Source organism: Cystobacter fuscus (genome assembly GCF_002305875.1).
Taxonomy (GTDB): domain Bacteria; phylum Myxococcota; class Myxococcia; order Myxococcales; family Myxococcaceae; genus Cystobacter; species Cystobacter fuscus_A.
Genome location: NZ_CP022098.1, coordinates 804930 through 831010, shown reverse-complemented (window position 1 = coordinate 831010; position 26081 = coordinate 804930). Strand labels below are relative to the sequence as shown.

Here is a 26081-nt window from a genome sequence, read left to right as displayed (position 1 = left end):
CTGACGGGCGAACACTCCCGCGAGCCCTGGCCGCGCTGCCTCGCGGAGCCGACCAGTGCAATGAAAACGAAAAGGAACAGTAATACTCCAGGTATCCGTGCTAAACAGCACTCCGCAGATATCCTGGGGGTTCCATGCAGTGGAAGCATCGACGTGCTCTGGTGTCGTCGGTCGCCGTCATCCTCATCCTGATGGGGGTGGGGGTGGTCTGGTGGCGGCAGCCCGAGAGTGACGCGCCAGCGCCGCGGGTGGAAAAGGCCACCGCGTCCGCCGCATTGCCCGCCCAGCCCACCGTCGTCGCGGGCCTCGCCGCGCCGAAGGCAGATGGACTGCGTGTGTGGACCCCCGGAATGCTCTACCGCTACGCGCTGAGCACGGAACAGAAGGTGTCCTTCGGCAACAGCAAGCAGCCGGCGGGCGCGCCCACCCTTCCCGGAATGCACCTGACGATCCAGGGAGAGTGGAGCGTGGGGGTCGTCGCGGTGGAGGCCGAGCGCGTCCACGTCCGGGTGAATCTCCAGACGTCCACGTTCCAGCTGAGCGTCGAGGGCAACGACGCGCTTCCCCCCGATGTGCGGCGCACGATGACCGCCGCGCTGGAGCTGCCCTTCTTCCTGACGCTCGACAAGTCGGGGACGGTGGAGCTCACCCACTTCGAGGAGCCGGTGGATGACCTGACGCGCGGCATCCTCCGCACGCTCGTGGCCTCCTCGCAGTTCGTGGTGCGGGGACAGCTCACCCAGGCCTGGCGCAACGACGAGCTCGACACCACGGGCCAGTACGTGGCGGTGTACGTGCGTCAGACGAACAACCGCGTCGAGAAGAAGAAGCAGGTGTACACGCACCTGACCACGCCCCAGGGACTCCAGCCCATCGGCTCGGACGTCCACACCACCACATATACGAGCGCGGTGTTCGAGCTGGGCGAGGATGTCTGGACCCAATCCCTCCAGGACAAGGAGCACCTGGAGGTGGACACGGGCGAGGGCATGCCCCGGGTGTTCAACGATCTCGAGCTGAGCCTGCGACTGCTGGAGCGCCGGATGGACGCGACGCTGAAGGGCTCGCTCGAGGCCCGCCAGGGCCTGTTGAGCACCGCCACCATGGCCACCTTCCAGGGCCGCGCGCAGGATCCCCTGGAGCACTACCGGCAGATCCTCGGCAACCGAACCTTCGATGAACTCATCCAGGCCCTGCGCTCGCTGCCCACCGACGAGAAGGCGCGGGACGACGCGCGCACCCAGGTGATGGAGCAGCTCCGGGCCCTCTTCATGCTCCAGCCCGGCGAGGCATTGAAGGTTCCCGACATCCTGCGCTCGGGAATGCCCCAGCTCGCCGCCAGTCCCATGCTGGGTGCCCTCTCGGCGGCCAGCACCCCGGAGGCCATCCATTCCCTGGCGACCGCGAGTGGAGATCAGTCCCTCGCCCATGATGTCCGGATGGACGCGGTGTCCGCCCTGGGCATGGCGGGCGAGCCCAACCGCGAGGGGGTGGATGCCTTGCGCCAGCTGACGCGCAACCAGGACACGATGCTGCGGGACACCGCGTCCCTGGCGTTTGGCAACGCGGCGTACCAGATGACGGATGACGACGCGCGCGGCGCGGAGGCGCTCGTCCAGGAGATGAAGAACAACTACCGCTCGGCCACCACCCCGGAACAACAGGCCCTGGCCCTGCGGGCCATCGGCAACACCCGGGCCCCCGAAGCCCTGGACACGATCCGGGAGGCGCTCCGCTCCAATGCCATCCAGGTCCGCGTGGCCGCCATGGAAGCACTGCGCAACATCCCCGGGCCCGAGGCCGACCAGCTCCTGTCCGAGCGGCTCCTCGCGGATCCCGCCACCCAGGTGCGCCGCGGCGCCGTCTTCGCCTGTGGTTTCCGTCCCCTCGGCACGCTGCTGCTCGCGCTGAGGCAGGCCCTCCAGAAGGATGTCTCGGACGGAGTCCGCTCCGACATCATCAATCTGCTGGGCACCGTGCGGGGCGCCGCGCCGGAAGCCCTGCTGTTGTTGCAATGGGCCAGCCAGAACGATCCCCATCCCGAACTCCGGCGGATGGCCTCGGTCTTCCTCAATCCCTCCACGGCCCCCTCACCCCTCCCATCAGACTCCCCCTCCCACTGACCCCCATGGCGCGGAGCACCCCCGGCCCGGACTTCCGGGCCTGGACTTCCGGGCCTGGACTCCGATGCGGGGAATCTCCAGGGGTCTGGAAAAAATTGTCTATTCAGGTAATTGTTATTTTCTAATAAATGAAGTAATAGGCGGGCGGCTTTCACTCGAAGGCGTAGTCCTCTCCACCCACACATTGAAGGATGCCCATGAGCATGAAAAAGCTGCGCACCCTCGCGTTGGTCGCCGTTGCTGCTCCCGGTATCGCCGCCGCCCAGAGCTTCACGGACCCCACCACCTATACCATCCAGCCGCAGAAGTACCCGGCCACGACGCTGGCGCCGGGCTACATCATGAACGACAACCCCGCCTACCCGTGGGAGTCCACGGTGGTCGGGTTCGACGTCAACGCGACGTACTCGCCCGGTCAGCAGAACGCGATCGCCGTGGACGAGCGCAACCGTACGGGAGGCACGCTCAGCTATGACCCGAGCGACTACTCGTACGAGGTGACCGTCGAGCAGGGGCTGATCCCCGAGGCCAACCAGCACATGGTGCCGGGGCCGCTGGAGTTCCTGCCCTGGACCAATCCCAACCAGACGTTCAACAAGACCTACACGCGCATCGAGCGGTTCGGCAACAGCGTGTTCGGCGCGGGCTATGCGCTGAACGCGACGGTCACCGCCGATACGGCGACGACGAACCGGGACAAGAAGATCGACGCGGTGGCCGAGGGCAAGGTCTTCGGTACCGCGTTCTCGTACGAGAAGGAGCTCGTGCTGGGCCGGGCCAACATCTCCGGGCAGCAGGGCGGCGACAACAGCGGTACCGCGGCGCTGTATGCGCTGGGCCAGCAGATCTGGTCCACCAGCCTCTACGCCACCTACTCGCCGACGCCCATCAACTGGAGCCGCACCTTCTTCTCCGCGACCAAGCGCTTCATGGTGGGCCCCGTGCCCATCTCGGTGAAGGCCTCGCTCGCCGGCGGCGTCAAGCTCACCGTGCTCGGCCAGATCGGTCCGACGGTCGCCAAGCTCAGCGCGATTCCGGGCGGCTGGGCCAACGTCAACGCCTCCGCCGCCGTGGATGTCGTCATCCTCGCGTTCGGCCTCGAGGGCGCCCTGTCCCTCATCAACGCCAGCCTGCCCTCCTCGGGTGAGGTGTTCTGGCCCATCTGCACGCTGGACTGGAAGCTCAAGTCGAACCTCGAGCTGAACACGCTCTCGGGCACCCTGAAGCTGTTCGCCAAGCTGAAGATCCTCTTCATCAAGAAGACCTGGTGGGTGACGATCGCGAGCTGGTCGGGCATCACGCGCAACTGGTCGCTGCTCGACCTCGGCGGCTCCCAGCCGCTGGGCATCTGCAGCTGAGTCCCCGCTTCACCCGGCTCGCCGCGCCCCGTCCATGCTGGGAGGGGGCGCGGCGGCCTCGAGCACGAGGCTGCGCCGCCGCGTGAGTCCTTCCGTGGCGAAAGCCCTCTCATCCAGCTGACGCCTGCTCGCGCGCGAAGTGTTGCTTCCCAGTCCACAGCCCGCCGCCCGGGAAGCAGGGCTGGGAATTCAACTCCACTGGAAAGTAAGAAAAAAGCCCGGAGAGTCTTGATTTACAATTCTAATGGTGTAGAAGAGAGAACACATTTAACCCGGCTTTCAAGTTTTCAACCCGGGTAGGACATGGCTCATGAGGGGGGGAGCTGGCGGTGGCGGTAACCTTTCATGACCAGGTCCTGAACAGCGGGTGAGAGCATCGTCTCTTGGAGGGCCCACCGGGTGGGCTCGCCACTGCGTTTTGTCTTTCTTGAAGGGCACCATCGATGCGATTCGCGCGAGGGTGCAGCGAGGCCATGCGTCAGGGAAAGGCATCTGTCTGTCTGGTGGGTTTGGTGTTGGGGACCACGGGGTTCCTGGGTGGCTGCGAGGAGCCCGCCCCGTCCGTCACCGAGCCCGGGACGATTCAGCATGGGAACGAGCAGCCCCAGACGACCCCTCCCGAGCCGCCCGGCGAGCCCCCGCCCACGGAGCCGGGGAGCACCGAGCCCCCGCCGCCCTCCTCCGTCGACTTCGCCGCGCGGGTGCTCCATTACCACTATGGCTTCGACCTGCGGCCCACGGGCAACACGCCGCACCCGGCCCACTCGCGCCTGTACTTGAAGGTGCCCGCCACGGGCGGTGACTGCACCGTCCTGAAGGGTCCGCCAGGCATCACCCAGGTGAAGTGGAATGGGGCCGCCGCCACCCGCGTCGAGGAGCTCACCGGCGCCTGGCGCATCTGCGGCCCCTCGCTCCCGAATCAACCGCTCGTCATCGAGGCGGACATCAGCGTCCCGGTGGCGACGTATGACTATACGCAGGTGGGCTTCTCCCAGCGGAGGGACCGCAAGGGCCAGCTCGCTTCGTACCTCATGAGCTGGGTCGAGCAGTGTGACCGGCTGGGGCTGTGTGACGACGCCCCCGGCCAGCTCGCGACCTTCAGCTACGAGGTGGAGCACGACGCCGCCGACGTCGTCCTGTGCCCGGGCACGCGGCTGAACGTCAGTGACACCCAGACGCGCTGCGGGAGCTACCTGCAGCAGGCCCCCACCTATTCCTCCTTCGCCATCGCCTCCAATCCCTCCTGGGTGCGTACGACGTTCGCGGAAGCCGGCCCCTACCGGCTCGAGTTCTTCGAGGGGCCCGGGGGCTTGCTGGCCCCCGCGCTCCAGTCGGCCGTCTTCGCGGACTACCTGGAGTGGATCACCGGACTGCTGGGCCCGCTGCCGTACGGAGACACCCTGCGTGTCGCGGGAGCCCCCACGGAGTTCCTCGGAATGGAGCACCCGGGCAACATCATCCTGTCCGAGGAGCTGCCCGTGCTGCGCAGCGAGTACGCCGACCAGACCCGGCACACGCTGATGCACGAGATCGCCCACCAGTGGGCGGGCAACCGCACGACCATGGCGGAGGCCTATGACTTCGCCTGGAAGGAGGCCATCGCCGAGTACCTGGCCTATGTCTATGAGGCGCGGCACTGGCCCCAGGACGCCGCCAAGACGCGCGCCTACTGGGACCGGATGGCCCGCTCGGCCATGTTCTATCCGCGGCCGGAGGACCGTCCCGCCCCCTTCCTGACGTTCGCCGCGGACGTGTATGGCACCGGGCCGATGCTCCTCTTCCTGCAACTCGAGGAGCTGCTGCCCGGGGGCCAGGAGGACGTCCTGCGCGGCATCCAGCACTTCCTCGCGGTGCCCGGCGCGCGCACCACCCAGCACCTGCACGAATCCCTGGAGCAGGGCGCCCACCTGGCACCGGGCTCGCTGGACTCCTATTTCGACGCGTGGATCCACGGCAGCAACGAGCCGGACTGGCCCTACTTCGACGTGGAACCGACGCTGGATGAAGAAACGGGACATCTCACCCTCGCCGTCACCCAGCAGACCTACGAGGGAGGCATCTACCCGGTGAAGGTGAAGGTGCGGGTCCAGGGCGCCACGCAGACCCGGGACATCCTCGTCGACTACGGGCTCGCGCCCACCAGCGCCACGCTCGTCACCCCCCCGGAGCCCTTCCCCGAGCCCGTGATCCAGGTGACGGTGGATCCCGAGAACCGGGTGGTCAATCGCAGGTTCTTCGGCGCGATCAAAGAGGCCGCGCCGCCCCGTTGGCACTTCTGACTTCCACGCGACTCCCTCCCCGCGCTCGAGCCATTGAAGAAGGAGTTGTCCAGGTGAACGCACGACACGACAACCAGAACGCCACGCCACGCTTGCGCTGGAGCCGCTGGGGCGGTCCGGGCCTCGCGATCCTCGTCCTCGCGGGCGCGGGCTCCTATGCCCTCTTCACCCGGTCGGCTCCGACGTCCGGAGAGCTTCCGGCCGCCGGAGAGTCCGGCACGCCGTCCACCCCCGGCGCACGGGCCACGAACGCCGCCAGGGGCACGGCCGCGGGAGCCCGCTCTACCCCAGCCTCGCCGGCCACCTCCGCGGCGAGCGCCTCCTCCCCGGGAACCACCGTCCTCCCACCGGCCGCTCCGTCCCCGACGGCGGAGGTGGCAGCGGGGCAGGAGCCGACGATGGCCCAGCGCCGCGAGGAGGTGCGCCAGGCGGCGAACAAGTTCCGCCACGGGCGCTTCAATGCCTTCTTCCGCGAGGAGAAGTTCCTGGAGGAGTTCGCGCAGGGCGGCCCGGCGCAGCTCGCCGCGCTGAAGGAGGAGCTGACGGACCCCACGTCCCTGTCCGAGCTGCCCGCGGGCACCTCCTTCATGCATGGAAAGCCAGAGGCGGTGCTCGAGCGCATGTCGATGATCGACATGCTCCACTCGCTGGCCCCCAAGGATCCCAGCGCGCGCGATACCATGGTGGCGTTGTTGATGGAGCCGGTGGACAGCTCGCTGTCCGACACCGCGAAGAAGGGGCTGGTGGGGGAGAAGTTCGATCTGCTCTTCCGGCTGGCCCAGTTGGATCGGCAGCTCGCGGTGGACTCCTACGCCCAGCTCGACAACCCGAAGTTGAAGAGCCTCCTGCGCGAGGCCCTCCTCGCGGGACTGTCCGAGTCGGGCGCGAGCATGGACGAGGTGAAGCGGCTGACGCGGCACCTCTGAGGACGCATCTGGCAGTCGAAGTCGTGTAGACGCAGCTGTAAGCCGGTCCCCTCTTGTCTCCGCTCGTCCGCCCCGGTCCGGGGCGAAAGGGAGACATGCACCGGAATCCCCCTTGAAAACACCCGGGCGCACACCGGTCGGGCCGGAACGGCACGGGTGCGCCCGTTTCACGAGTTCGTCGTGGCGGCAAGGCAACGTTGTACCTCTCGACGCAAGGAGAAGTCAGTGATCCAGAATTGGAAGCAGGGACTCATCGGAGCTTGCTGTGTGGCTTTCGGCGCGGCGTGTGGGGACGCCCCGGAGACGCAGCAGCAGGCGGGCGACGACGTGCAGGCGGCCCTGAGCGCGCTGGGCAAGGTGGAGCTGGTGGACATGGGTCCGGGCAACGTGCCCACCTTCATCCGCGGCAGCTTCGGCAAGGTGGACACCTCCTTCACCGCCCCGGGGCTGCGCGTCTCGGGTGAGCTCGCCCACCAGGCGCTGCGGCCCGTGCTCGACCGGGTCGCCCCGGCGTTCCGCCTGAGCACGAAGGAGCTGAGCCTCCGGTCGGTGCGCACGGATGACCTCGGTTTCACCCACGTGCGCTATGACCAGACGCGCAACGGCCTGCGCGTGGTGGGCGGAGAGCTCCTCCTCCACGTCAACAAGGCGGGAGAGGTGTTCGCGGCCAATGGCAACGCGCGCGGCGCCAGCGAGCCGACGACCCTCAAGCGGGTGTCCCTCGAGGCCGCCGCCCGGGCCGCCGTGGGCTCGGAGACGGGCCTCACGGCGCAGGGCACGCCCGGCCCGGTCTACTTCCTGAGCGCCCAGGGCGAGCTGTCCCCGGCCTATGAGGTGACGGTGGTGGGAACGCGCGAGGGCGAGCCCGCGCGCGACCTGGTCTATGTGAGCGCCCTGTCCGGCGAGGTGCTCGACGTGCGCCCGCAGCTGCACTCCATCAACCGGGCCCTCTACTCGGCCAACAACGATTGGAGCACGCCGGGCACGCTGCGCCGCAGCGAGGGCGGCGGCGCCACGGGCGACAACCACGTCGACACCAACTACAACCTCATCGGGACGACCTACAACTGCTACGACACCCTGTTCGGGCGTGACTCGTTCGACGACCGCGGCGGGCGCATCCAGAGCACCGTCCACTACGGCCAGGCCTACGTCAACGCGTACTGGGATGGCGTGCAGATCACCTTCGGGGACGGCGACAACGCCAACTCGGGCGAGCTGGGCCGGGACCTGGACGTGGTCGCGCACGAGTTCACCCACGCCGTGACGCAGTACGAGTCGGGGCTCGCCTACCGCAACGAGTCGGGCGCGCTCAACGAGAGCCTGTCGGACGTCGCCGCGGCCTTCTGCTCGAGCTGGTCGCGCGGGGGCGCCGTCGACGCGGACATCTGGAAGATCGGCGAGTACATCTGGACGCCGGGCATCGGCGGGGACGCGCTGCGCTACATGAACAACCCCACGCAGGACGGCTCGTCGAAGGATTACTACCCCGAGCGCTACACGGGCACCTCCGACAACGGGGGCGTGCACTGGAACTCCGGCATCCCCAACCTGGTGTTCAAGCTGCTGGTCACCGGTGGCACGCACCCGCGCGGCAAGACGGGCGTCAACGTGACCGGCGTGGGCATGAACCGCGCGGCGCAGACCTGGTACCACGCGAACGCCAACTACTTCACCTCCACCACCACCATGTCCCAGGCGCGCGCCTGGACCGTCCAGGCGGCGCAGGACCGCTACGACGCCACGGTGGTGCAGGCCGTGCGCGATGCCTGGAGCGCCGTGGGCGTGCAGTAGGCGGCGCCTCGGACGAAGTGCAACACCCCACACCCAACACCCATACAAGGAAGAGACATGAAGAACATCATTCCCGCGCTCATGCTCGTCGTCACGGGCGTTTCGACCTCCGCCGTGGCCCAGCTCAGCGCCCGCTGCTCGCTGGATGACCAGCTCACCACCACCACCTCGGCGCAGGGCCGCAATGCCTGGTCGCGCAAGTGCGGCTACATCTCCGCTTCGCGCGAGGCGTACCTCAACTCGGAGAACGAGTATCAGGTCTACACCAACGCCTGCGCCAGCTACCCCACGGTGCAGCCCGGCTCCACGTGTGCCCAGTACGTGCCCGACAACGAGGCCGCGGCGTGCATCGCCGGCCTCGTCAAGCTGGGCAGCTGCGTGACCGGCTGCTTCACCCCCTCGCAGCGCGTGGACTTCGCGGGCCGCCAGCTGCCCGTGCCGGAGGCCTACGCCAACGGCATGAAGGAAGTGACGGCCCTCACGCCCGCGGCGCAGCCGGGCCTGCTGTCCTTCGCCAACCAGACCATCCGCGCCTACGTCGCGGGTGACACGCAGGAGGACATCTTCCTGCTCAAGACCCGCGAGGGGCGCAGCCTCGAGGTCACCGCCGAGCACCCCATGCTCCTGAACGATGGCACCATGGTGAAGGCGCGGACCCTGAAGGTGGGCGACACGCTGATGGGCGCGGATGGCAAGGCGCTCACCCTCTCCAACGTGACCGTGTTCAACTTCAAGGGCCAGGTCTGGAACGTGCGTCCGCAGAGCACCGACAAGGCGGAGAACGTCATGAGCGCCGAGGGCTTCCTCACCGGCTCGGTGCGCTTCCAGAACGAGTGGGCGGCGGACGACTACCGTCTGTCCCTGCGTGACGAGTTCGAGGTCGGCGGCCTGTAGTCCACCGCCCCGTCCACCGGCCCCGGCCTCGCCGCCGGGGCCGGCACCTTCCCCGTCTCAAAAAACATAAAACAGTAAATCGAGTAATTCGTAACAAAGGAGATACAAGATGAGAGCATCGATGTTCGTCGCTGTGTTCGCCTTCGTGGGCATCTCCTCTCCCGCGATGGCCCAGCTCGCCACCCGCTGCACCCTGGACGACCAGCTCACCAACGCCACCCTCGCCCAGGGCCGCAACGCCTGGGCACGCAAGTGCGGCTTCATCTCCGCGGCCAAGGAGGCCTATCTCAACTCCGAGGGCGAGTATCAGGTCTTCCTCGAGGGCTGCTACGCCTACCCCAGCGTCATCGCCGGCTCCTCCTGCGCCAGGTTCATCCCCGCCGACGCCAATGCCGCCTGCATTGGCCTGAATGAGATCAGCAAGCTGGGCACCTGCGTCACCGGCTGCCTCACCCCCACCCAGAAGGTGTCCTTCGGCGGCAAGCACATGCCCATCCCCGAGGCCCTCGAGTCCGGTGCGCCCACCGTCACCGCCCTCACCCCCGCGGCCACGCTGCTCGCCCCCACCTTCTCCGAGCAGCCCATCCGGGCCTATATCGCCGGCGACACCATCGAGGATGTCTTCTCCCTCCACCTCGCCAATGGCGTCACCCTCGAGGTCACCTCCGAGCACCCCATGGTCGACGGCGAGGGCAATGTCGTGAAGGCCAAGTCCCTCAAGCCCGGTGAGTTCCTCCTCGCCTCCGATGGCCAGAAGGTCGCCATCTCCGACATCAACGTCTTCCGCTTCAAGGGCTACGTCTGGAACGTCCAGCCCTCCAGCCACGACAAGGCCGAGAACATCTTCGACGTGGAAGGCCTGCTCACCGGCTCCGTGCGCTTCCAGAACGAGTGGGCCGACATCCACTACCGCCTCGCCACCCGCGAGGAAGCCGACGTCCAGGGCCTCTAGTCCCATCCCTGTTCCATTCCCCCACCCGCCCGGTGCGCCTTCCCGGGCGGGTGGGCTGTTTTGAAGTCCCTGAACCTTGCCCCATCTCAAAAGGACTCACCCATGAGGGTCGTTGCCAGCACTGATTACAAGCCCCGCGCACGGGGACGTCTTTCCACCGTTCTCTTCCTCGGCGGCGTGCTGGGCTCGGGTTGCGGAGCTCCAGACACGGAGCCCACTCCTGGAGATGGGTGTTCCAACACGACCTGCGAGCCCAGCGTCCAAGGACAGGACATCATCGGCGATCGCCAGTACAACGTCCTCCAATATAAATATGGCATCGATCTCACGAGCCGGCAGGCCAGCTCGGAACTCGTGGTCCAACCGAGTGAGACCATCGACTGCCTCAGCATTCCCGGGCCCGCCAGCGTCCAGAACGTCTCCTGGCAATGGGGTGGCACCTCCGTGCTGCAGGGCTTCAACTGGTCCAATGAGCACTTGAACATCTGCTCCACTTCGGATGTGGACGGCACCCGGGGGCCGTCGATCATCAAGAGCACCTACACCGTCCCCGAGGCGACGTACGACTACAGCCAGGTCGGCTTCTCCAGGCGCCAGGACTTCTCGGGAGGCCAGTTCACGTACCTGCTGGGATGGGTGGAGTCGTGCGACCTGTTCGGGCCGTGCGACGACGCCGCGGATCAACTCACGCGCGTCTCCTTCACCGTGGATCACCCGGAGAATCAGCTCGTGCTCTGTCCCGGAGTGCGCACCACGCCGAGCAACCGTCAGACCCGGTGCGACCTGCCGGCGAATACCAAAGCCCCCACCTACTCGTCCTTCGCCGTCGCCTCCAACCCGAACTGGGTGGAAACCCAGTTCCTGACCTCACCCGTGAACGTGAAGTTCTATGAGGTCCCCAACGGCCGGCTCATCCCCGCGCTCAACCGGAACGACGTCTCGCACTTCCTCGGGTGGATCACCGAGCAGTTGGGTGCACTGCCCTACGGCTCGGAGCTGCGGATCGCGAGCGGGCCCACGGAGTGGTTGGGCATGGAGCACCCGGCCAACATCATCCTTCGCGACGATCTGCCCCTGTTGCGCAAGGACTACGCCAACATGACCATGCACACGCTCATGCACGAGGTGGTGCATCAGTGGGCGGGCAACCGGACCACGCTGTCCAGCAAGTGGGACTTCGCCTGGAAGGAAGCCCTGGCCGATTACATGACGTACCTCTATGAGGAGCAATACCGCGGTGGCGAGGCCGGGCAGACGCGCGCGTACTGGGACCGCCTGGCCCGGTCGGCGACCTACTACCTGCAGCCGCAAGACAACCCCGCCCCCAACTACATCACCTTCGTCAACAGCACGTACGGCTCGGGGCCGATGATCCTCTTCCTGCAACTGGAGCCGCTGATTGGCAAGGACAAGGTGCTCGCCGGCATCAAGAGCTTCCTGTCCGCGTCCGCGGCCCGGAGCATCGACGATCTGCGCGTGGCCATGCAGAACGCGTCGGGAAAGGACCTCACGCCCTACTTCAACGCCTGGGTGAAGCGGAGCGGCGAGCCGAACTGGCCCTATTACGTGGACAACGGCTGGAAGCGCACCAATGGCAAGCTGACCTTCAAGGTGCTGCAGCAATCCGACATCTACTACCCCGGCTACGTGGAGGTCGAGGTGTCGTTCCACGACCGCACCGACAAGAGGATCGGACTGGCGAAGTTCGAGCTCACGGGACAGAACAAGGAGGTGTCGGTGGAGGTGGCCATCGGTGACGGCTGGGAGCCCTCGGGCTTCGTGGTGGACCCCTACAACAAGTTCGTCAACAGCAAGCTCATGGGCCTCGTTGCGGAGCCCGAGCCCATCCGCTGGAGGCTGTAGTCCTCCCAAGGACCGGCCCCGGCGCGAACGCCGGGGCCGGGGCCCGGCCCACTACTGTGCCGGTACCGGCTCCAACGGGCACATGGGCAACATGCCGTTCACCTCACGGCCCGACAGGCAATAGACGCCGCCGCAGTCATCCGGGCAGTTGTAGCGCGTCTCCGGGGAGCGGCAGATGCCATCGCCGCAATAGCTGCAGTCCTGGGCGCAGTTGCTCCCGTTCTCCCCACCGTTGCACACCCCGTCACCGCACCGGGTGCCGCAATCCGTCCAGCACGTCACCGTCGACTCGTTGTTGTTGCATACCCCGTTGCCACACTGATTGGGGCAGCCACAATCGCGCGGGCACGTGTTGACGGTCTCGCTGCCATTGCAGAGGTTGTCGCCGCAGTAACAGTCCGAGGCGCAGTTCAAATCGCTCTCGCCGGCCGCGGGGCTGCACACCCCATCTCCACAGTACGAGGGGTAGCCGCAGTCCTCCGGGCAGCTGTTCTGGGTCTCCCCGTAGCACAGGCCGTCACCGCAGTAGTAGCAGTACGACGGCAGCAGGTTCTGCTCATCCGCCGCGAGCGGAATGGCGGGGCACATCTCCACCAGCGCGTCGCGGGAGCGCGCCAGGCCCTCCGGCTCCAAAGCCTCTCCTGGCAGGTTGGGACCACATCCCCCCAGGAGCAGGCCCGTCAACGCGAGCACGAGCCCGCCCGAGACCGACACCTTCTTGAATGGGGAGCGTGAATGAGAATTCCGGGCCGGTGTCACCGCGAGCCACGCCTTCATGCGTACCTCCTGCAATGTGGTGGATATTCTGTACCTCAGAATGGCTGGAAAAATAAACCAGGACAGAAAAATCCTTTATAATGGAAATCTCAGTAAAGCCGGATCAAAAGAAAGGAAGTCACCATGAAGGCATTGTTTTCCGCCGTCCTGCTCACCCTCGTGGGCATGTCCTCCACCGCGATGGCGCAGATCTACGAGCGCTGTCGGGTGGATGATGTCCTCTTGAATGAGACCGTGAGGCTCGGGCGCAATGCCTGGGCACGCAAGTGCGGCTTCATCACCCCCGCGAAGGAGGCGTACTACAACGCGGAAGGCGAGTACCTGGTCTTCTTCCAGGGCTGCTACGCGTACCCGAACGTCGCACCGGGCTCGAGCTGCTACGTCCACGTGCCGATCTCGGAGTCAGCGGCCTGTGTCCCGCTCGATCAACTCACCAAGATTGGCGTCTGCGTGAATGCCTTCGCGCCGGCGGCCCCGGGGGAGAACCTCGAGGAGCAGCACGGAGAACTCACCGCGGACTCCCTCCCCCAGGCCCTGTGGGCCTACCTCCACCGCCGCCTCCTCGTGCGTGAGGAGGCCAACGTCCGGGAGCTGTAGCACGCTCAGGAAGTGGGACGCGCGCCGAGCAGGGTGTCCAGGCTCGGCGCGGCGGCCCAGAGGTAGCGCGTGGCCGGAGAGGCAATGTCCGCGAGCATGGTATCGGATGGCGCACCCTCCAGGCGGGCATCGCACGAGCCGACCGGTGTCAGTCCCCCGATGCAGGGCGCGTACTCCGAGGCGGGAACGAAGTACACACAGTTGTTGGCCGTCGGCGCGCACGGCTGGGTGAAGCAGCCGTTGGCGAACACCTGGTACTCGCTGAAGCTGTTGAGATTGGCCTCCCGGGTCGTGCTGATGTAGCCGCACTTGCGCGCCCAGGCGTTGCGGCCCTTCTTCTGCGCCAACGTCGTCAGCCGGTCATCCGAAGTGCAACGGAGGGCGAGCTGGGCCTGCGCCACGCCCGATACACCCACACACGCGAGCACCACCATGAGCCGAATGTCTTTCATGCCGCCGTCCCTCTGGGGAGTTCAACACCGGAATCAAATTCTACCCAGAATAGAAAGTAATTCAAGGGAGGAAGGGCAAGAAGGGTCCCCCCGGGGTGCCGAAAGGCTCGTTCCTCCTTTCCCCACACCGCTTCCGGCGCGCGGCTAGCCTCGGCGCCCATGCACACCAAGGCCGCTCCTTCCATCGCGCTGCTCCAGGGCCGGCGCACCCTGCCCCTGCTCGAGGCCTACTTCGAGCTGCACCACCTCAAGCAGCTCTACCGCCAGGGCTGGCTGCGCGTGGGCATCCCCCGGGCCACCTGCGAGAGCGTGGCCGAGCACTCCTTCTTCGTGGCGCTCTTGTGCCTGTTCCTCGCCGACACCTGCTTTCCCGAGGCCGATGCCTCGAAGCTGGTGCGCATGGCGCTCCTGCACGACGTGGGCGAGGCGCGCGCCGGAGACATCACCCCCCATGACGGCGTGAGCCGCGAGGAGAAGCAGCGGCGCGAGCGCGAGGCCGTCCAGCGCATCTTCTCCGAGCTGCCCCGCGGCGCCGACTCCCTCGCCCTGTGGGAGGAGTACGAGCAGGGCACGTCCTTCGAGGCCCGGCTCGTGCGCCAGGTGGACCGGCTGGAGATGGGTCTACAGGCCACCGTCTACGAGCACCAGGGCGCTGGGGATTTGTCGCAGTTCTTCGCCTCGGTGCACAAGGTGCTGGAGACGCCCGAACTCCAGGCGCTGCTCGCCGAGTTGGAGACCCTGCGGCCCGCCCGCTGAGGGACGGGGCTCACTCGCTTCGCCCTCGCGGAGAACAAGGGGCTCATCGCCCAGCGCAACTCGAATGCCCACATCCGAGTCTACGCGGCCCTCCGGGTCCCGGAGGACTGGCACGCCCCTCCCCACCTGGGAGGGCATCGGAAGGAGCGCCGTATGGCCGACACCATGAGAAGCTGGAGCCGAAGGGGGGGTCTCCATGACGCGCTGGTCGCTGATGTCCCTCATACTCGCCCTGTGCACGGCCTGCCCGGAGACGTGGCGGGAAGGGGGGACCATCGACCGGGCGATGGCGAAGGACATCCAGGACGGGTTGCGCTCACGGCGGCGGCCACCGGCCTGCCAGATGTCCGACAAGGAATGGGCGGAGCGATGTGACTTCGCCGAAGGCACGTTGCCTTCCACCCGATGCCCTCCCAGTTGCAGGGACTAGACTCGAACATGAAAGGACGCCTCCGAACCGGGCTCGCGGTGCTGGGAACGCTGCTCCTCCCCCTTCCCTTGTTGGGGCTCTGCGCCCTCATGCTGATGAAAACCCTTCAGGAGACGTCCCGCGTTCAGGAGCCTGTGGTCATCCCCATGCTCCACCCCGTGGAACGGGAAGGCACGCTCACCTATGGCCGGGAATGCCAGAACGACAGCGACTGCGATCCCCGACTCCGTTGTTTCTTCAGCATGGTGCTCCAGTCCAGCTACTGCACGGACAGCCGCTGCATGACGGACAAAGAATGTCCGGAAGGTTTTTCCTGCCAGACCTACACGGCGGATGATGAACGAGCGCTGCTCAAGGCCTGCTCTCGGGTGGGAGACCGGAAGGAAGGGGAGGAGTGCGAGGTCCTGACCGTCGAGTCGGACTCGGGTTGCGAACGGGGGTTGTTGTGCCAGGGCTGGTGTGGCCGACCCTGCACGCCCGGCAGCCCCGCCACCTGTCCCGAGGGCTTCTTCTGCCATGCGTCCCGAGAGGGAGCGGTGTGTCAACCCACCTGCGAGGGACGGGCCTGTCCCGACGGGCAGCGCTGCATCGACGTGGGCGGCAAGCGTTCCGTCTGCGCTCAGGTCCATGGGACGGATTGCCAGGCCGTCGCCTGTGGTCCGGGACAGGACTGCTCGGCGCGGACCTATCCCTGGGCGCCTGGAGAGGTGTGGATGCAGTGCTCCCAGACATGCGAGTTGGAGGGCAAGCCGCCGTGCCCCGAAGGCACCGCCTGTGCCGTTCACCGCTGCCGCCCCGTCTGCTCGCCTGACGGCGGAGCCCCCTGCGCGGAGAGGTTCGAGTGCACGAGCCACCCGAACCAGCCCGCGGTCTGCGCGCCGGATGTCGCCGATCAGAGCCCGCCGTAGCGTCCCGCGGCGATCTCCAGGGCACGCCGCCCAGTCGCGATGCGCCCCCAGGCCCTTCACCCCGCCGGTGATGATGGGCATCTCGACGCACCTTTTGACGGCCCCCGCGCAGTGGCGCGCCTCCCGGACGGCGAGGGTGTGCTCAGGAGAGAGGGCCACCCCAGGCCACGGGGTGTTGAGGCTCAAGCCGCCAGGACCAAGAAAGCCAGGCCCCTGCCGCGCACCTCATGGGAGGGCGGCCTGGGCCGACGTGTACCCCAAGGGGCTGTGAGACTTCTCCACAAGGGGCTGTACGAGTAGGGCGCTGCGAAGCCCTCGCGGGCATCGCCCGGAGCTACAACCTCCGCTTCCTGTCACCTACTGCTCAATCCCCTCAGGCGTGAGGACAGGTACGGCGGAAGGTCGCACGCAATACGCTGCCGACCCGCGGTTACCCGCGATCGGGGGCACCTCTATGCAAAGACGCGTCAGCAGTCCTTCGTCCTCCGTTGCGGCGCTTCCGGTGTTGATCTTGTTGCTCGCGGCACCTGCGACCGCCCAGCCTGCTCCTGTCATCTACCTCGACCAGGGATGGTCGAAGGAGGACCGCGAGTGGTACTATCAGGTCTCGCAGGGCTCGACGGCGCTCTCGTATGACCTCTTCCTGAACCTGGAGGTCGCCACCGGCCAGGACCTCTTCCGGTCGGATGCCAACAGCGACCGCTACGGGTTGATCACCCAGGCCGCGAACCCCCGAAACAACCCCGACGGATTGCCGATCGGCCTAGCGAAGACGGTGGTCACCGAGGGTCGCTCGAAGGGGACTTACGTCGGCATCACCTGCGCGGCCTGTCACAACACCCAGTTGAACTTCAAGGGCAAGCGCATCCGCGTCGATGGAGGCGTCGGCAACACCTTCGACATGATGGCCTACGTCCAGGCCCTCGATGACGCGCTGCAGGCAACCCTGGCCGACTCAGCCAAGTTCGGCCGGCTCGCGGGGCGCCTCAAAGCCTCCAGCCCGGAGGCAAAGACCGACTTGCGCAAGCGCTTCGAGAGAGAAGCCGCTCGGGTCCACGAGTACCGCACCCGCACCCTGGCCTCGGCCATTACCTGGGGGCCCGCGCGGATCGACGCGATCGCGATGATCGTGAATCGCCTCACCGCGACGCTGACCGGCATTCCCGAGAACACGTCCACCCCCCTCGCGCCCACCAAGCCTCCGTTTCTCTGGAACGCCCCTCAGGCGACGTGGACACAGTGGCGCGGGGTGCAACAGGACCCGATTCAACGCAACCTGACCGAGACGATGGGGGTGTTCCTCGACGTCGACCTTCAGTCGAAGAGTCCCTCGGAGGGGCTCTTCGACTCGAACGCCGCGATCTCGAATCTCCAGCAGATCGAGAACCTGCTGACCCGCCTCGCGCCCCCCCAATGGCCGGAGGAGGTGTTCGGCAAGATCGACCGCAAGAAGGCAGAAGCTGGCAAGGCGCTCTTCATCTCCATCTGCGCGGACTGCCACAACGCCTGGCCCTACACCTGGACGGAGCCGAACAAGCACGGCAAGCGCTTCCTCCTGGTGGGGCTGGTGCCTCAGTCCTACGTGGGCACCGATAAGGGACAGTTCGACGCTCTGCGCCCCTATGCGATCACCGGTCAGCTCAGCGACCAACTGCCGCCGCCGCTCAAAGGCGAGAAGGTGATTCCGACCGACCAGCTCTACGAAGCTCTTCAGGAGGCGGTCCTCGCGAAGGCGCTCTCGAAGCTCAAGCTGACTGATGCCCAGGCCGCGGATCTGCATGGATACCGCGAGTTCCCGCTGCCGCCGAAGCCGATGGCCGTCTACAAGGCGGCTCCGCGGGACGGGGTGTGGGCCACTCCGCCCTTCCTGCACAACGGCTCGGTCCCCAACCTCTACGAGCTGCTGCTCCCCGCCAGCGAGCGCACCAAGAAGTTCTACGTCGGGCGCGAGTTCGATCCGGTGAAGGTGGGGCTCGACACCCGGTCGGGCACCTTCCTCCTGGACACAACCTTGAGGGGGAACTCGAACGCCGGCCACTCCTTCGAGGACGGTCCTCTCGGGAACGGCGTGATCGGCCCGCGCTTGTCTGACGAGCAGCGCTGGGCGATCATCGAGTACCTGAAGTCTATTCCCGAGCAGGCCGGGCGGGTCACGCCCTTCGGTGGCCCGCCGGCGAGCCCGGCTCGCTGAGGCAGGGGGGGAACCCAGATGTCAGACCACGTGGACGGGCCGCGATCGATCGGAGACCCCGCGGGGGACCTCACCGATCTGTTCGCGTTCACCAGCCCTGAGAACGCGGGCCGGACGGTGCTGGCCGCGAACGTCTTTCCGTCGGCTGGCGCGGAGGCGGTGTTCTCCAACGCGATCAATCACTCGCTCGTCGTTCGCCGGGTGACCGTCGCCGGCATCGGAAATGCGGCGAAGTTCAAGGCGGACGAGAAGGAGGTTCGCTTCAGCTTCCGCTTCGACGTGCTCGAAAAAAGCGCCTCGGGCGGGAAGCCCGTGCAACGCGGAACCTGCTCCCTGCCCGACGGTCGGGCGCTGAAGTTGACGGTCAATGACGAGAAGGGGGCCTCCACTCCGGATGGCGTCTTCCGCGTCTTCGCGGGGCTGCGCTCCGACCCGTTCTTCCTCGCGTGGCTGCCGGCGACGCTGAAGAAGTCCCCCAACCTCCTCCAGCACGACAATGTGCTCTGCATGGTGGTGGAGTTCGACACGCAGAAGGTCCTCGACAGCGCGAGCGGCTCGCTGTTCGGAGCCATCGCCGAGACGGTCCCGATCCCGCAGCCGGGAGGTCTGATCGGCCATCCGCCCCCGCGCATCGACTGGATCGGGCGGCCGGAGCACACCAACATGCGGCTCAACAATCCGGGGCTCGCCGGAACGGACGACCTGCGCGACCTCTGGAACCAGCAGACGCCCTTCGCGATCCCCGCTGACCTCCAGCCCCTCTTCCTCAACCGCCTCAAGCAGAGCATCGCGAACTGGGACCTGCGCGACGGGAAGGCGGACTGGACTCCGGAGGCGCTGGCGGCAAATGCCAACGTCTTCCTCGACGACTTCCTGGTGTTCGACGTCGCCAAGCCGACCACCGACAAGAGCCACCTGGAGATCGAGAAGAGCACGCTCCTGGGGCGGCCCTACCAGACCGGCGGCGGTCGCACCGTCAATGCCAACGTGATCGACATCCTGCTCACCTGGTTGGTGAACCACGACCGCGAGTTCTTGCAAGGGGGAGCGACCGGCGCGACCAAGCCCGGCACCAAGGCCTTCCCGTACTTCGCCCAGCCGAACACGGAGCTGCAGACGGTGGCGGAGCGAGTGGACCTCGCCGCCGCGCCGGAGAAGGTCTGGGCGGTGATCGGGCAGTTCGGCGGGATGTGGCATCCCCTGATCGCCAGCATCCAGCTTGCCGGGAAGGGGATCGGGCAGCTGCGTACCATCGAGACGATCGACGGCAAGCAGATCATCGAACGCCTCGAGGCCATCGACGAGGCGAAGCGGACCTATCGCTACTCGAACGTCAGTGGGATTCCCGCTTCGGATTACACGGGGACGATCGAGGTCAAGCCGAGCGGCACCGGCAGCTCCGTCGCATGGCGCGCGCAGTTCCTCGCAAATGGACAACCCGACATTGTGGTGAGGACCATCGTCTCCACCTTGCTGAAGACAGGGCTCGAGAGCCTGAAGCCGCGCTTTGGAGCGTCGAAGTGATCGATCCGGACAATGAGACCGATCTCGTCCCTGTGACCGACGGCGCGATCGCCCTGATCAACCTGGAGAGCGCCCGTCGGCGTGCCTGGGAGCGGTTCTCGCGCGACCCGAATCGAGAGGGAATCGCCGAGGGCCTGTTCGAGCAGGAACAGCTGACGGCGCAGTTCCTGGGCGATGCGGGTTCAATCGACCGACTCGAGACGATGGTGAGCCAGCTCGATGAAGCAGATCCAGGCTCCGGTCGAACGGCGCTGATCCACGCCCAGTTTTCCTCGCTGACGCATCGGTTTGAGGAAGCCAGAGAGCACCTGTCCGCGGCCGCGCGCCGAGGAGCGCCGCCGGAGGCAGTCAACCGGCTCGCGTTGAGCATCGACCAGGCCTGCGGAACGCGCCAGGAGCAAGTGCTGGAGAGCAGGCGGCGGTTGGCTGCGGCGTCCGGGCGCCTGGACGAGCTGGTGCCCCTGGCCGCGCTGCTCGCCGATCTGCGCGAGTTCACGGAGGCCGACGCGCTGTATCGGCGCGCCCTGCGTGAGTACCGGGAGGTCTCGCCATTCGCGGTCTCATGGGCCTGCTTCCAGCTCGGAGTGCTGTGGGGGGAACTCGTCCCCGATCGACAGCCGAACCGGGCAGCACAGTGGTACCGAAGAGCCATCTCCTACCTTCCCTGCTACGTGAAGGCGCGCGTGCACCTCGCGGAGATCCTTTCGAGCGCTGGCCAGGTGCTCGACGCGGAAGCGCTGCTGGTTCCGGCGGTGGCGAGCGGCGACCCGGAGGTGCGATGGCGACTCGCCGACGCGTTGACCGCGGACGGGAGGCTCGTCGAGGCAGAGGCGCACCTGGAGGCGGCGCGGTCCGGGTTCGAACGTCTGCTGGAGAGGCACCTCCTCGCTTTCGCGGACCACGGCGCGGAGTTCTATTCCGGCCGCGGCAACGACGCCCGGAAGGCACTCGACCTCGCCCGCATCAACGTCGCGAATCGGCCGACGCTGCGAGCGCTCGAGCAGGCCTACGCGATCGCGGTCGGCGCAGGTGAAGCGGCCGCTGCAGAGGAGATTCGTTGGGACGCGACGAACCGCTGGGGCCGCACCCAGGCGTTCCAGCTCTCGCCGCTGGCGCGTGGAGAGTCCGCATGATGATCGACCGCAGAACGTTCCTCGTCGGCTCAGCGTGCGTTGTGGTGCCCGCTGTCGCGAATCTCCTGTCTCCCCTCACTTTGGTTCCGGATTCGCTTTCGCCTCAACCGGCCAGTGACGCGAACGGCCTTACCTTCGGGATCGCCGGATGGAGTCGTCCGGACGATGGCGCGTCGGAGGGGCCCGTGAGTTCCGACCCTGGCCACGACCAGGTGTGGATCAGCATCAGCCAGTCGTGGCGGGCCGCCTGGCGTTGACCGAGCATAAGAAGAAGAGAAGGGGTGTGAGCCTGCCCCGGTTTTGTGGCTCTCCCGCACTTTGTATGCTCGACGCCTAGAACACCGCGCCGTGCTGGAGACCCTGCGGCCCGCCCGCTGAGGGATGGGGCTCACTCGCGGGAGGACGCCCGCGCCGCGAGCGCCTCGCGCCGCACCTCGTTCACCAGCCGGTGCGCGTGCCGCGTCGTCTCCGGCTCCCGGTAGCGCGACGTCATCCGCAATACCCACTCCACCGCCGTGGGCAGATCCATCAGATGTCCCGGCGACACGTAGACGGGCAACACGCCGCGCCGCGTGCGCACCGCCCGACCCACCACCTCGCCCTGATGGAGGATGTCCGCCACCGCGCCGCGCTCCTCGCCCAGGGGCCCATGCTCGCCCACCAGCAGGGACTTGGCGCAGCCGATGGAGGGCACCCCGAACAGCAGGCCCCCGTGACACGCCAGCCCCAGGCGCCGGGGGTGCGCCGTGCCCTGGCCATCGAAGATGATCACATCCGGCCGCACCTCCAGCCGAGCCCACGCCTCCATCAGCACGGGCAGCTCCCGGAAGGACAAGAGCCCCGGCACGTAGGGAAAGCCCAGCCGCGTCACCGCGCTCGCCCGGGCCACCGGCGCCCGGGTCTCCGCGTCCAGCACCACGAAGCCCCCGGACGCCCAGTCCTCCCCCCGGCTCATGGAGATGTCCGCCCCCGCCACCCTCTCCACCTTCAGTCCCTCCGGCGGACGCAGCACCACGCGCTCCTTCAACTCCCGCTGCAGCGCCACCGCCTGGGCCGGCGTCAGGTCCCAGCCATGCAGGGAATGCCGTTCCATTCCACCCTCCTCTTGAGGTCAACCCGCTCGCACTACCTCCCAGATTAGTCCTTCCCCCGCCGGAGCACAGCCGTCTTCGCCAGCGAGCCCCCATTCGCCCCCAACTGGGGCAAGCGCGTCCTGCTCAAGCTCGACCTCCAGGACTTCTCCGCGCATGCTCAACCCGCGGCAGGCAGAGCAGCTCGAGACGCGGTGGGAGCAGTCTCTTCTCCCTACGAGAGAATGGAGGCGCGGGTGGCACGAGAGTGGGGGCAGTGGAGCAAGACGGAGGTTTCGGGCAAGTATTGGCTCGATGTTTCAACATCCCATCACTCGCCATGCGCGAGCGGCTCGCCACTGGAGCTGGAGCAATGGTTGTCGTTGTCGGGATGGACAGACAGCGTGAGCCTTGTCAACCGCGAGTGGCTCTTGCCGTGTGAGGGCAATTTCATTGATGGACTCCTGGAGGAGATTGTCGCGAGCGACCTCAACCAGGTTTCATCCAAAGAGGTGGCCTCCAGGCGGGGGGCTGAGTTGATCGGCCTCTTCGAAGATCTTCGGGCCCTGCTTGGACTGGACGAAGTGGAGCCTTGGCGCCGCTACGAATTCGCCCGCTGGTTTCGGGGACAGGGCCAGTCGCGAGGCAGGAGGTACTCACCCGAGACCGACGTGTTTTTCTCTCGCGAGGAGTCGCTCTACCAGGGCGCCGTCTGGAAGCTCACGACGCTCATCAGTGGGCACCTTGTCTGTCCTGACGTGGGTCTTCATTTCAAGAAAGGGTGGGGCTGGTGAAGACACGCTGATGGGCCGGGAAACCGCTCCTGCCAGCCAGGCGGGCAAGCCTCTTCGCGCCACGCTGGGAGCGGTAGACTTCCAACTCCCTGGGTCCGCCGTAGTCCCTGTCCTGGACCCGCGAGGAGGAGCGCATGGCGGCTACACCCCCTTCGGCACGGACGGCGCAGTCCCACGAGCACGGCCCGACCCCCTCCGAGCCGCTTCCGAGCGCCCAGCCCCCCATCGTCCCCGAGCCGCTGCGCATCGGCGAGCCCTCGACGGCCGCGGGCGGCGTGCCGGCGGTGCTCTCCTCGCTGAAGCACGCCTGGGAGGAAATGGGCGTGGCGCGCGGCGCCCAGACGCTCCTGCGGGTCAATCAGCCGCACGGCTTCGATTGTCCGGGCTGCGCGTGGCCCGACCCCGCCCACCGCTCGGCCTTCGAGTTCTGTGAGAATGGCGCGAAGGCCGTGGCCGAGGAGGCCACCACCGCCCGGGTGACGCCCGCGTTCTTCCAGCAGTGGAGCCTCGTGGACCTGGCCGCCCAGACGGACCACTGGCTGGGCAAGCAGGGCCGGCTCACCCACCCCATGGTGCTGCGCGAGGGCGCCACGCACTACGAGCCCCTGTCCTGGGACGAGGCCTTCGCGCTCATCGCCAGCGAGTTGCAAGCGCTCGGCTCGCCGGACGAGGCGTGCTTCTACACCTCGGGCCGCACGAGCAACGAGGCCGCCTTCCTCTATCAGCTCTTCGTGCGGCGCTTCGGCACCAACAACCTGCCGGACTGCTCGAACATGTGCCACGAGTCGAGCGGCACCGCCCTGAACGAGACCGTCGGCATCGGCAAGGGCACGGTGACGCTCGAGGACTTCGGCAAGGCCCGGGTCATCGTCGTCATCGGGCAGAACCCGGGCACCAACCACCCGCGCATGCTCACGGCGCTCGAGGCCGCCAAGCGCCAGGGTTGCCGCATCCTCAGCATCAACCCGCTGCCCGAGACGGGCCTGCAGCGCTTCAAGCACCCGCAGACGGTGCGCGGCGTGCTCGGCGCGGGCACGGCGCTCGCGGACCTGTTCCTCCAGGTCCGCATCAACGGAGACGTGGCGCTCCTGCAGGGCCTGGGCAAGGCGCTGCTCGAGCGCGAGGCGAAGCGGCCGGGCTCGGTGGTCGCGCGCGACTTCGTGGAGGGCCAGACGCTCGGCTTCGAGGCGTACGCGGCGCACCTGGCGGGCGTGTCCTGGGACGACGTGGTGGAGCAGAGTGGCATCCCGCGCGAGCAGATCGAAACGGCCGCGGACTGGATCGCGGAGACCGACCAGGTCATCTGGTGCTGGGCCATGGGGCTCACCCAGCACCGCAACGCGGTGGGCAACATCCAGGAGGTCGTCAACCTGGCACTCCTGCGCGGGAGCATCGGCAAGCCCGGCGCGGGCCTGTGCCCGGTGCGCGGCCACAGCAACGTGCAGGGGGACCGCACCATGGGCATCTGGGAGAAGCCCCCGCCCGCGTTCCTCGACGCGCTGGAGCGGGAGTTCGGCTTCTCGCCGCCCCGGCATCACGGCCACGACGTGGTGGGCGCCATCCAGGCCATGCACGCTGGCGAGGTGAAGGTCTTCTTCGCGCTGGGAGGCAACTTCCTGTCGGCCACGCCCGACACGGAGCTCACCGCCGAGGCCCTGCGCCGCACCCGGCTCACCGTGCACGTGTCCACCAAGCTCAACCGGGCCCACCTCGTCACCGGGCGCCGGGCGCTCATCCTGCCGTGCCTGGGCCGCACCGAGAAAGACAGCCAGGCCGGTGGCGCCCAGTTCGTCACCGTGGAGAACTCCATGGGCGTGGTGCACGCCTCGCGCGGCACCCTGCCCCCCGCCTCCGAGCACCTGCTGAGCGAGCCCACCCTCGTGGCACGGCTCGCGCGCGCGGTGCTCGGGCCGGCGGACGCGGTGGCCTGGGAGGCGCTGGTGGAGGACTACGATCGGGTGCGCGACCTCATCGCCCGGACGATTCCCGGCTTCACGGACTTCAACCGCCGGGTGCGCGAGCGGGGAGGCTTCGCCCTGCCCAACGGGCCGCGCGAGGGCCGCTTCACCACCCGCGACGGCAAGGGGCACTTCACGGTGCACCAGATGCCGCGGCTGGCGCTGGAGCCGGGCCAGTTGCTGATGATGACCCTCCGCACGCACGACCAGTACAACACCACGGTGTACGGGCTGCATGACCGCTACCGGGGCATCCACAACGGCCGGCGCGTGGTGCTGCTCAACGCCGAGGACATGAAGGAGCTGGGCGTGAAGGCCGGGCAGGAGGTGGACCTCACCAGCCACTTCGAGGGCCAGCGGCGCGTGGCGCGGAAGTTCGTCGTGGTCGCGTACGACATTCCGCGGCGGTGCGCCGCCACCTACTTCCCCGAGGCCAACGTGCTGGTGCCCCTGGGCAGCATGGCGGAGAAGAGCCGCACGCCGACGTCCAAGTCGGTCGTCATCAGCCTCGCCCCCTCCGTGGAGCTGCCCGCCCTGGCGTCCGGGGCCTAGCCGTTGTCCAGCACCCGCAGCACGATGCCCGTGATGTTGTCCGTCCCGCCCCGCTCATAGGCCCGGGCCACGAGCCGCTCGGCGACTTCCTGCGCCGAGCCTCCCTGGGCCAGTAGCTCGACCATCATCTCCGGCGGCACCAGCTCGTACAGGCCATCACTGCACAGGAGCAGCACGTCGCCGGAACTCAACGGCACCCGGCCGCACTCTGGCTCCACGCTGTCCTCCATGCCCACCGCGCCCGTGAGCGAGTTGCGGTGGCGCAACGCGAACGGGGTCTTCGTGTCGAGCCCCGCCGCTTCCATCTCCGCGATGACCGTGTGATCGCGCGTGAGCCGCCGCACCACCCCGTCACGCACCAGGAAGGTGCGGCTGTCGCCGATGTTGCACACCACCACCTCGGCCTCGCGCAGCAGCACCCCGGTGAGCGTCGAGGCCATCATGGACAGCTTGCCGCGCTGCTGGTCCCGCACCGCCTCGTGCGCCAGCCGCACCCCCTCGAGCAGGAGCTGCTCGGGGGTCTCCTCCCCGGAAGCCCCCGAGGCCAGGAAGTCCGTCACCGTGCGCAGCACGAGCTGGCTGGCCACTTCCCCGCCCTCGTGGCCACCCAGGCCATCGGCGACCGCGAAGAAGCCCAGCTCGGGCCGCTGACAGAAGGAGTCCTCGTTGTTCGAGCGGCGGCCGATGTGGGTCGCGGCGCCACTATCGATTCGTGGTGTGACGGGCATTGAATGCCTTTTAGACGAGATG

21 protein-coding genes are annotated in these 26081 nt (G+C 67.4%); 17 read left to right on the top strand and 4 right to left on the bottom strand.

The features are described 5' to 3' along the window. Positions 1-134 precede the first annotated feature (134 nt). The 8 genes from CYFUS_RS03540 to CYFUS_RS03505 all read left to right on the top strand — a co-directional run bounded on the left by CYFUS_RS03540 (position 135) and on the right by CYFUS_RS03505 (position 12189). Entirely contained in the window at positions 135-2123 is a 1989-nt protein-coding gene (locus tag CYFUS_RS03540; protein ID WP_095983946.1) for a HEAT repeat domain-containing protein, read from the top strand. Between the two features lie 197 nt (positions 2124-2320). Then, entirely contained in the window at positions 2321-3481 is a 1161-nt protein-coding gene (locus tag CYFUS_RS03535; protein ID WP_095983945.1) for a hypothetical protein, read from the top strand. Between the two features lie 473 nt (positions 3482-3954). Continuing rightward, a complete protein-coding gene (locus CYFUS_RS03530) occupies positions 3955-5760 on the top strand; it encodes a M1 family aminopeptidase (RefSeq protein WP_157758219.1) in 1806 nt (601 codons plus the stop codon). A gap of 53 nt (positions 5761-5813) precedes the next feature. Beyond that, positions 5814-6686, top strand: coding sequence for a hypothetical protein (locus CYFUS_RS03525; protein WP_095983943.1), 873 nt, complete (start codon positions 5814-5816; stop codon positions 6684-6686). A 225-nt stretch (positions 6687-6911) separates the two neighbouring features. Beyond that, positions 6912-8480, top strand: a complete 1569-nt coding sequence (locus tag CYFUS_RS03520) for a M4 family metallopeptidase (RefSeq protein WP_095983942.1) — start codon at positions 6912-6914, stop codon at positions 8478-8480. A 57-nt stretch (positions 8481-8537) separates the two neighbouring features. After that, the gene (locus tag CYFUS_RS03515; RefSeq protein ID WP_095983941.1) at positions 8538-9374 is read left to right on the top strand and encodes a Hint domain-containing protein; all 837 of its coding nucleotides are present in this window, start codon (positions 8538-8540) and stop codon (positions 9372-9374) included. Between the two features lie 109 nt (positions 9375-9483). Continuing rightward, positions 9484-10326: a Hint domain-containing protein gene (locus CYFUS_RS03510; RefSeq protein ID WP_232537340.1), complete on the top strand. Its 843-nt coding sequence runs from the start codon at positions 9484-9486 to the stop codon at positions 10324-10326. Between the two features lie 102 nt (positions 10327-10428). Continuing rightward, positions 10429-12189 carry a M1 family aminopeptidase gene (locus CYFUS_RS03505; protein ID WP_095983939.1) on the top strand — a complete coding sequence of 587 codons (1761 nt, stop codon included), beginning with the start codon at positions 10429-10431 and terminating at the stop codon, positions 12187-12189. Between the two features lie 51 nt (positions 12190-12240). Here the strand turns inward: CYFUS_RS03505 and CYFUS_RS03500 are convergent, their stop codons facing one another. After that, the gene (locus CYFUS_RS03500) at positions 12241-12966 is read right to left on the bottom strand and encodes a hypothetical protein (RefSeq protein WP_198316446.1); all 726 of its coding nucleotides are present in this window, start codon (positions 12964-12966) and stop codon (positions 12241-12243) included. A gap of 123 nt (positions 12967-13089) precedes the next feature. Between CYFUS_RS03500 and CYFUS_RS03495 the strand changes: the two genes are divergently transcribed. After that, the gene (locus CYFUS_RS03495; protein ID WP_095983938.1) at positions 13090-13563 is read left to right on the top strand and encodes a hypothetical protein; all 474 of its coding nucleotides are present in this window, start codon (positions 13090-13092) and stop codon (positions 13561-13563) included. A gap of 5 nt (positions 13564-13568) precedes the next feature. On the opposite strand, the gene CYFUS_RS03490 is transcribed toward CYFUS_RS03495, so the two are convergent. Continuing rightward, entirely contained in the window at positions 13569-14015 is a 447-nt protein-coding gene (locus CYFUS_RS03490) for a hypothetical protein (RefSeq protein ID WP_095983937.1), read from the bottom strand. Between the two features lie 159 nt (positions 14016-14174). Between CYFUS_RS03490 and CYFUS_RS03485 the strand changes: the two genes are divergently transcribed. The 6 genes from CYFUS_RS03485 to CYFUS_RS03450 all read left to right on the top strand — a co-directional run bounded on the left by CYFUS_RS03485 (position 14175) and on the right by CYFUS_RS03450 (position 21214). After that, positions 14175-14771: an HD domain-containing protein gene (locus CYFUS_RS03485; RefSeq protein WP_095983936.1), complete on the top strand. Its 597-nt coding sequence runs from the start codon at positions 14175-14177 to the stop codon at positions 14769-14771. 576 nt (positions 14772-15347) lie between these two features. Then, positions 15348-16109 carry a hypothetical protein gene (locus CYFUS_RS03475; protein WP_157758218.1) on the top strand — a complete coding sequence of 254 codons (762 nt, stop codon included), beginning with the start codon at positions 15348-15350 and terminating at the stop codon, positions 16107-16109. A gap of 502 nt (positions 16110-16611) precedes the next feature. Beyond that, complete coding sequence (locus CYFUS_RS03465) at positions 16612-18300, top strand: di-heme-cytochrome C peroxidase (protein ID WP_157758217.1); 1689 nt, start codon at positions 16612-16614, stop codon at positions 18298-18300. An 18-nt stretch (positions 18301-18318) separates the two neighbouring features. After that, the gene (locus tag CYFUS_RS03460; RefSeq protein WP_095983931.1) at positions 18319-19824 is read left to right on the top strand and encodes a DUF4331 family protein; all 1506 of its coding nucleotides are present in this window, start codon (positions 18319-18321) and stop codon (positions 19822-19824) included. Continuing rightward, positions 19821-20957 carry a hypothetical protein gene (locus CYFUS_RS03455; protein WP_095983930.1) on the top strand — a complete coding sequence of 379 codons (1137 nt, stop codon included), beginning with the start codon at positions 19821-19823 and terminating at the stop codon, positions 20955-20957. Before CYFUS_RS03460 ends, CYFUS_RS03455 begins: the two co-directional genes overlap by 4 nt. Beyond that, a complete protein-coding gene (locus CYFUS_RS03450) occupies positions 20954-21214 on the top strand; it encodes a hypothetical protein (protein ID WP_095983929.1) in 261 nt (86 codons plus the stop codon). Before CYFUS_RS03455 ends, CYFUS_RS03450 begins: the two co-directional genes overlap by 4 nt. A gap of 131 nt (positions 21215-21345) precedes the next feature. Here the strand turns inward: CYFUS_RS03450 and CYFUS_RS03445 are convergent, their stop codons facing one another. After that, positions 21346-22050: an endonuclease V gene (locus CYFUS_RS03445; RefSeq protein ID WP_095983928.1), complete on the bottom strand. Its 705-nt coding sequence runs from the start codon at positions 22048-22050 to the stop codon at positions 21346-21348. Between the two features lie 381 nt (positions 22051-22431). On the opposite strand from CYFUS_RS03445, the gene CYFUS_RS03440 reads away from it, so the two are divergent. Both CYFUS_RS03440 and CYFUS_RS03435 read left to right on the top strand, forming a co-directional pair. After that, complete coding sequence (locus CYFUS_RS03440; RefSeq protein WP_157758216.1) at positions 22432-22821, top strand: hypothetical protein; 390 nt, start codon at positions 22432-22434, stop codon at positions 22819-22821. Positions 22822-22955: 134 nt separating this feature from the next. Continuing rightward, positions 22956-25331 (top strand): FdhF/YdeP family oxidoreductase, encoded by a 2376-nt coding sequence (locus CYFUS_RS03435; RefSeq protein ID WP_198316445.1) that lies wholly within the window; start codon positions 22956-22958, stop codon positions 25329-25331. Here the strand turns inward: CYFUS_RS03435 and CYFUS_RS03430 are convergent. Further along, the gene (locus CYFUS_RS03430; protein WP_095983926.1) at positions 25328-26059 is read right to left on the bottom strand and encodes a PP2C family protein-serine/threonine phosphatase; all 732 of its coding nucleotides are present in this window, start codon (positions 26057-26059) and stop codon (positions 25328-25330) included. The genes CYFUS_RS03435 and CYFUS_RS03430 overlap by 4 nt on opposite strands. Positions 26060-26081: the final 22 nt, after the last annotated feature.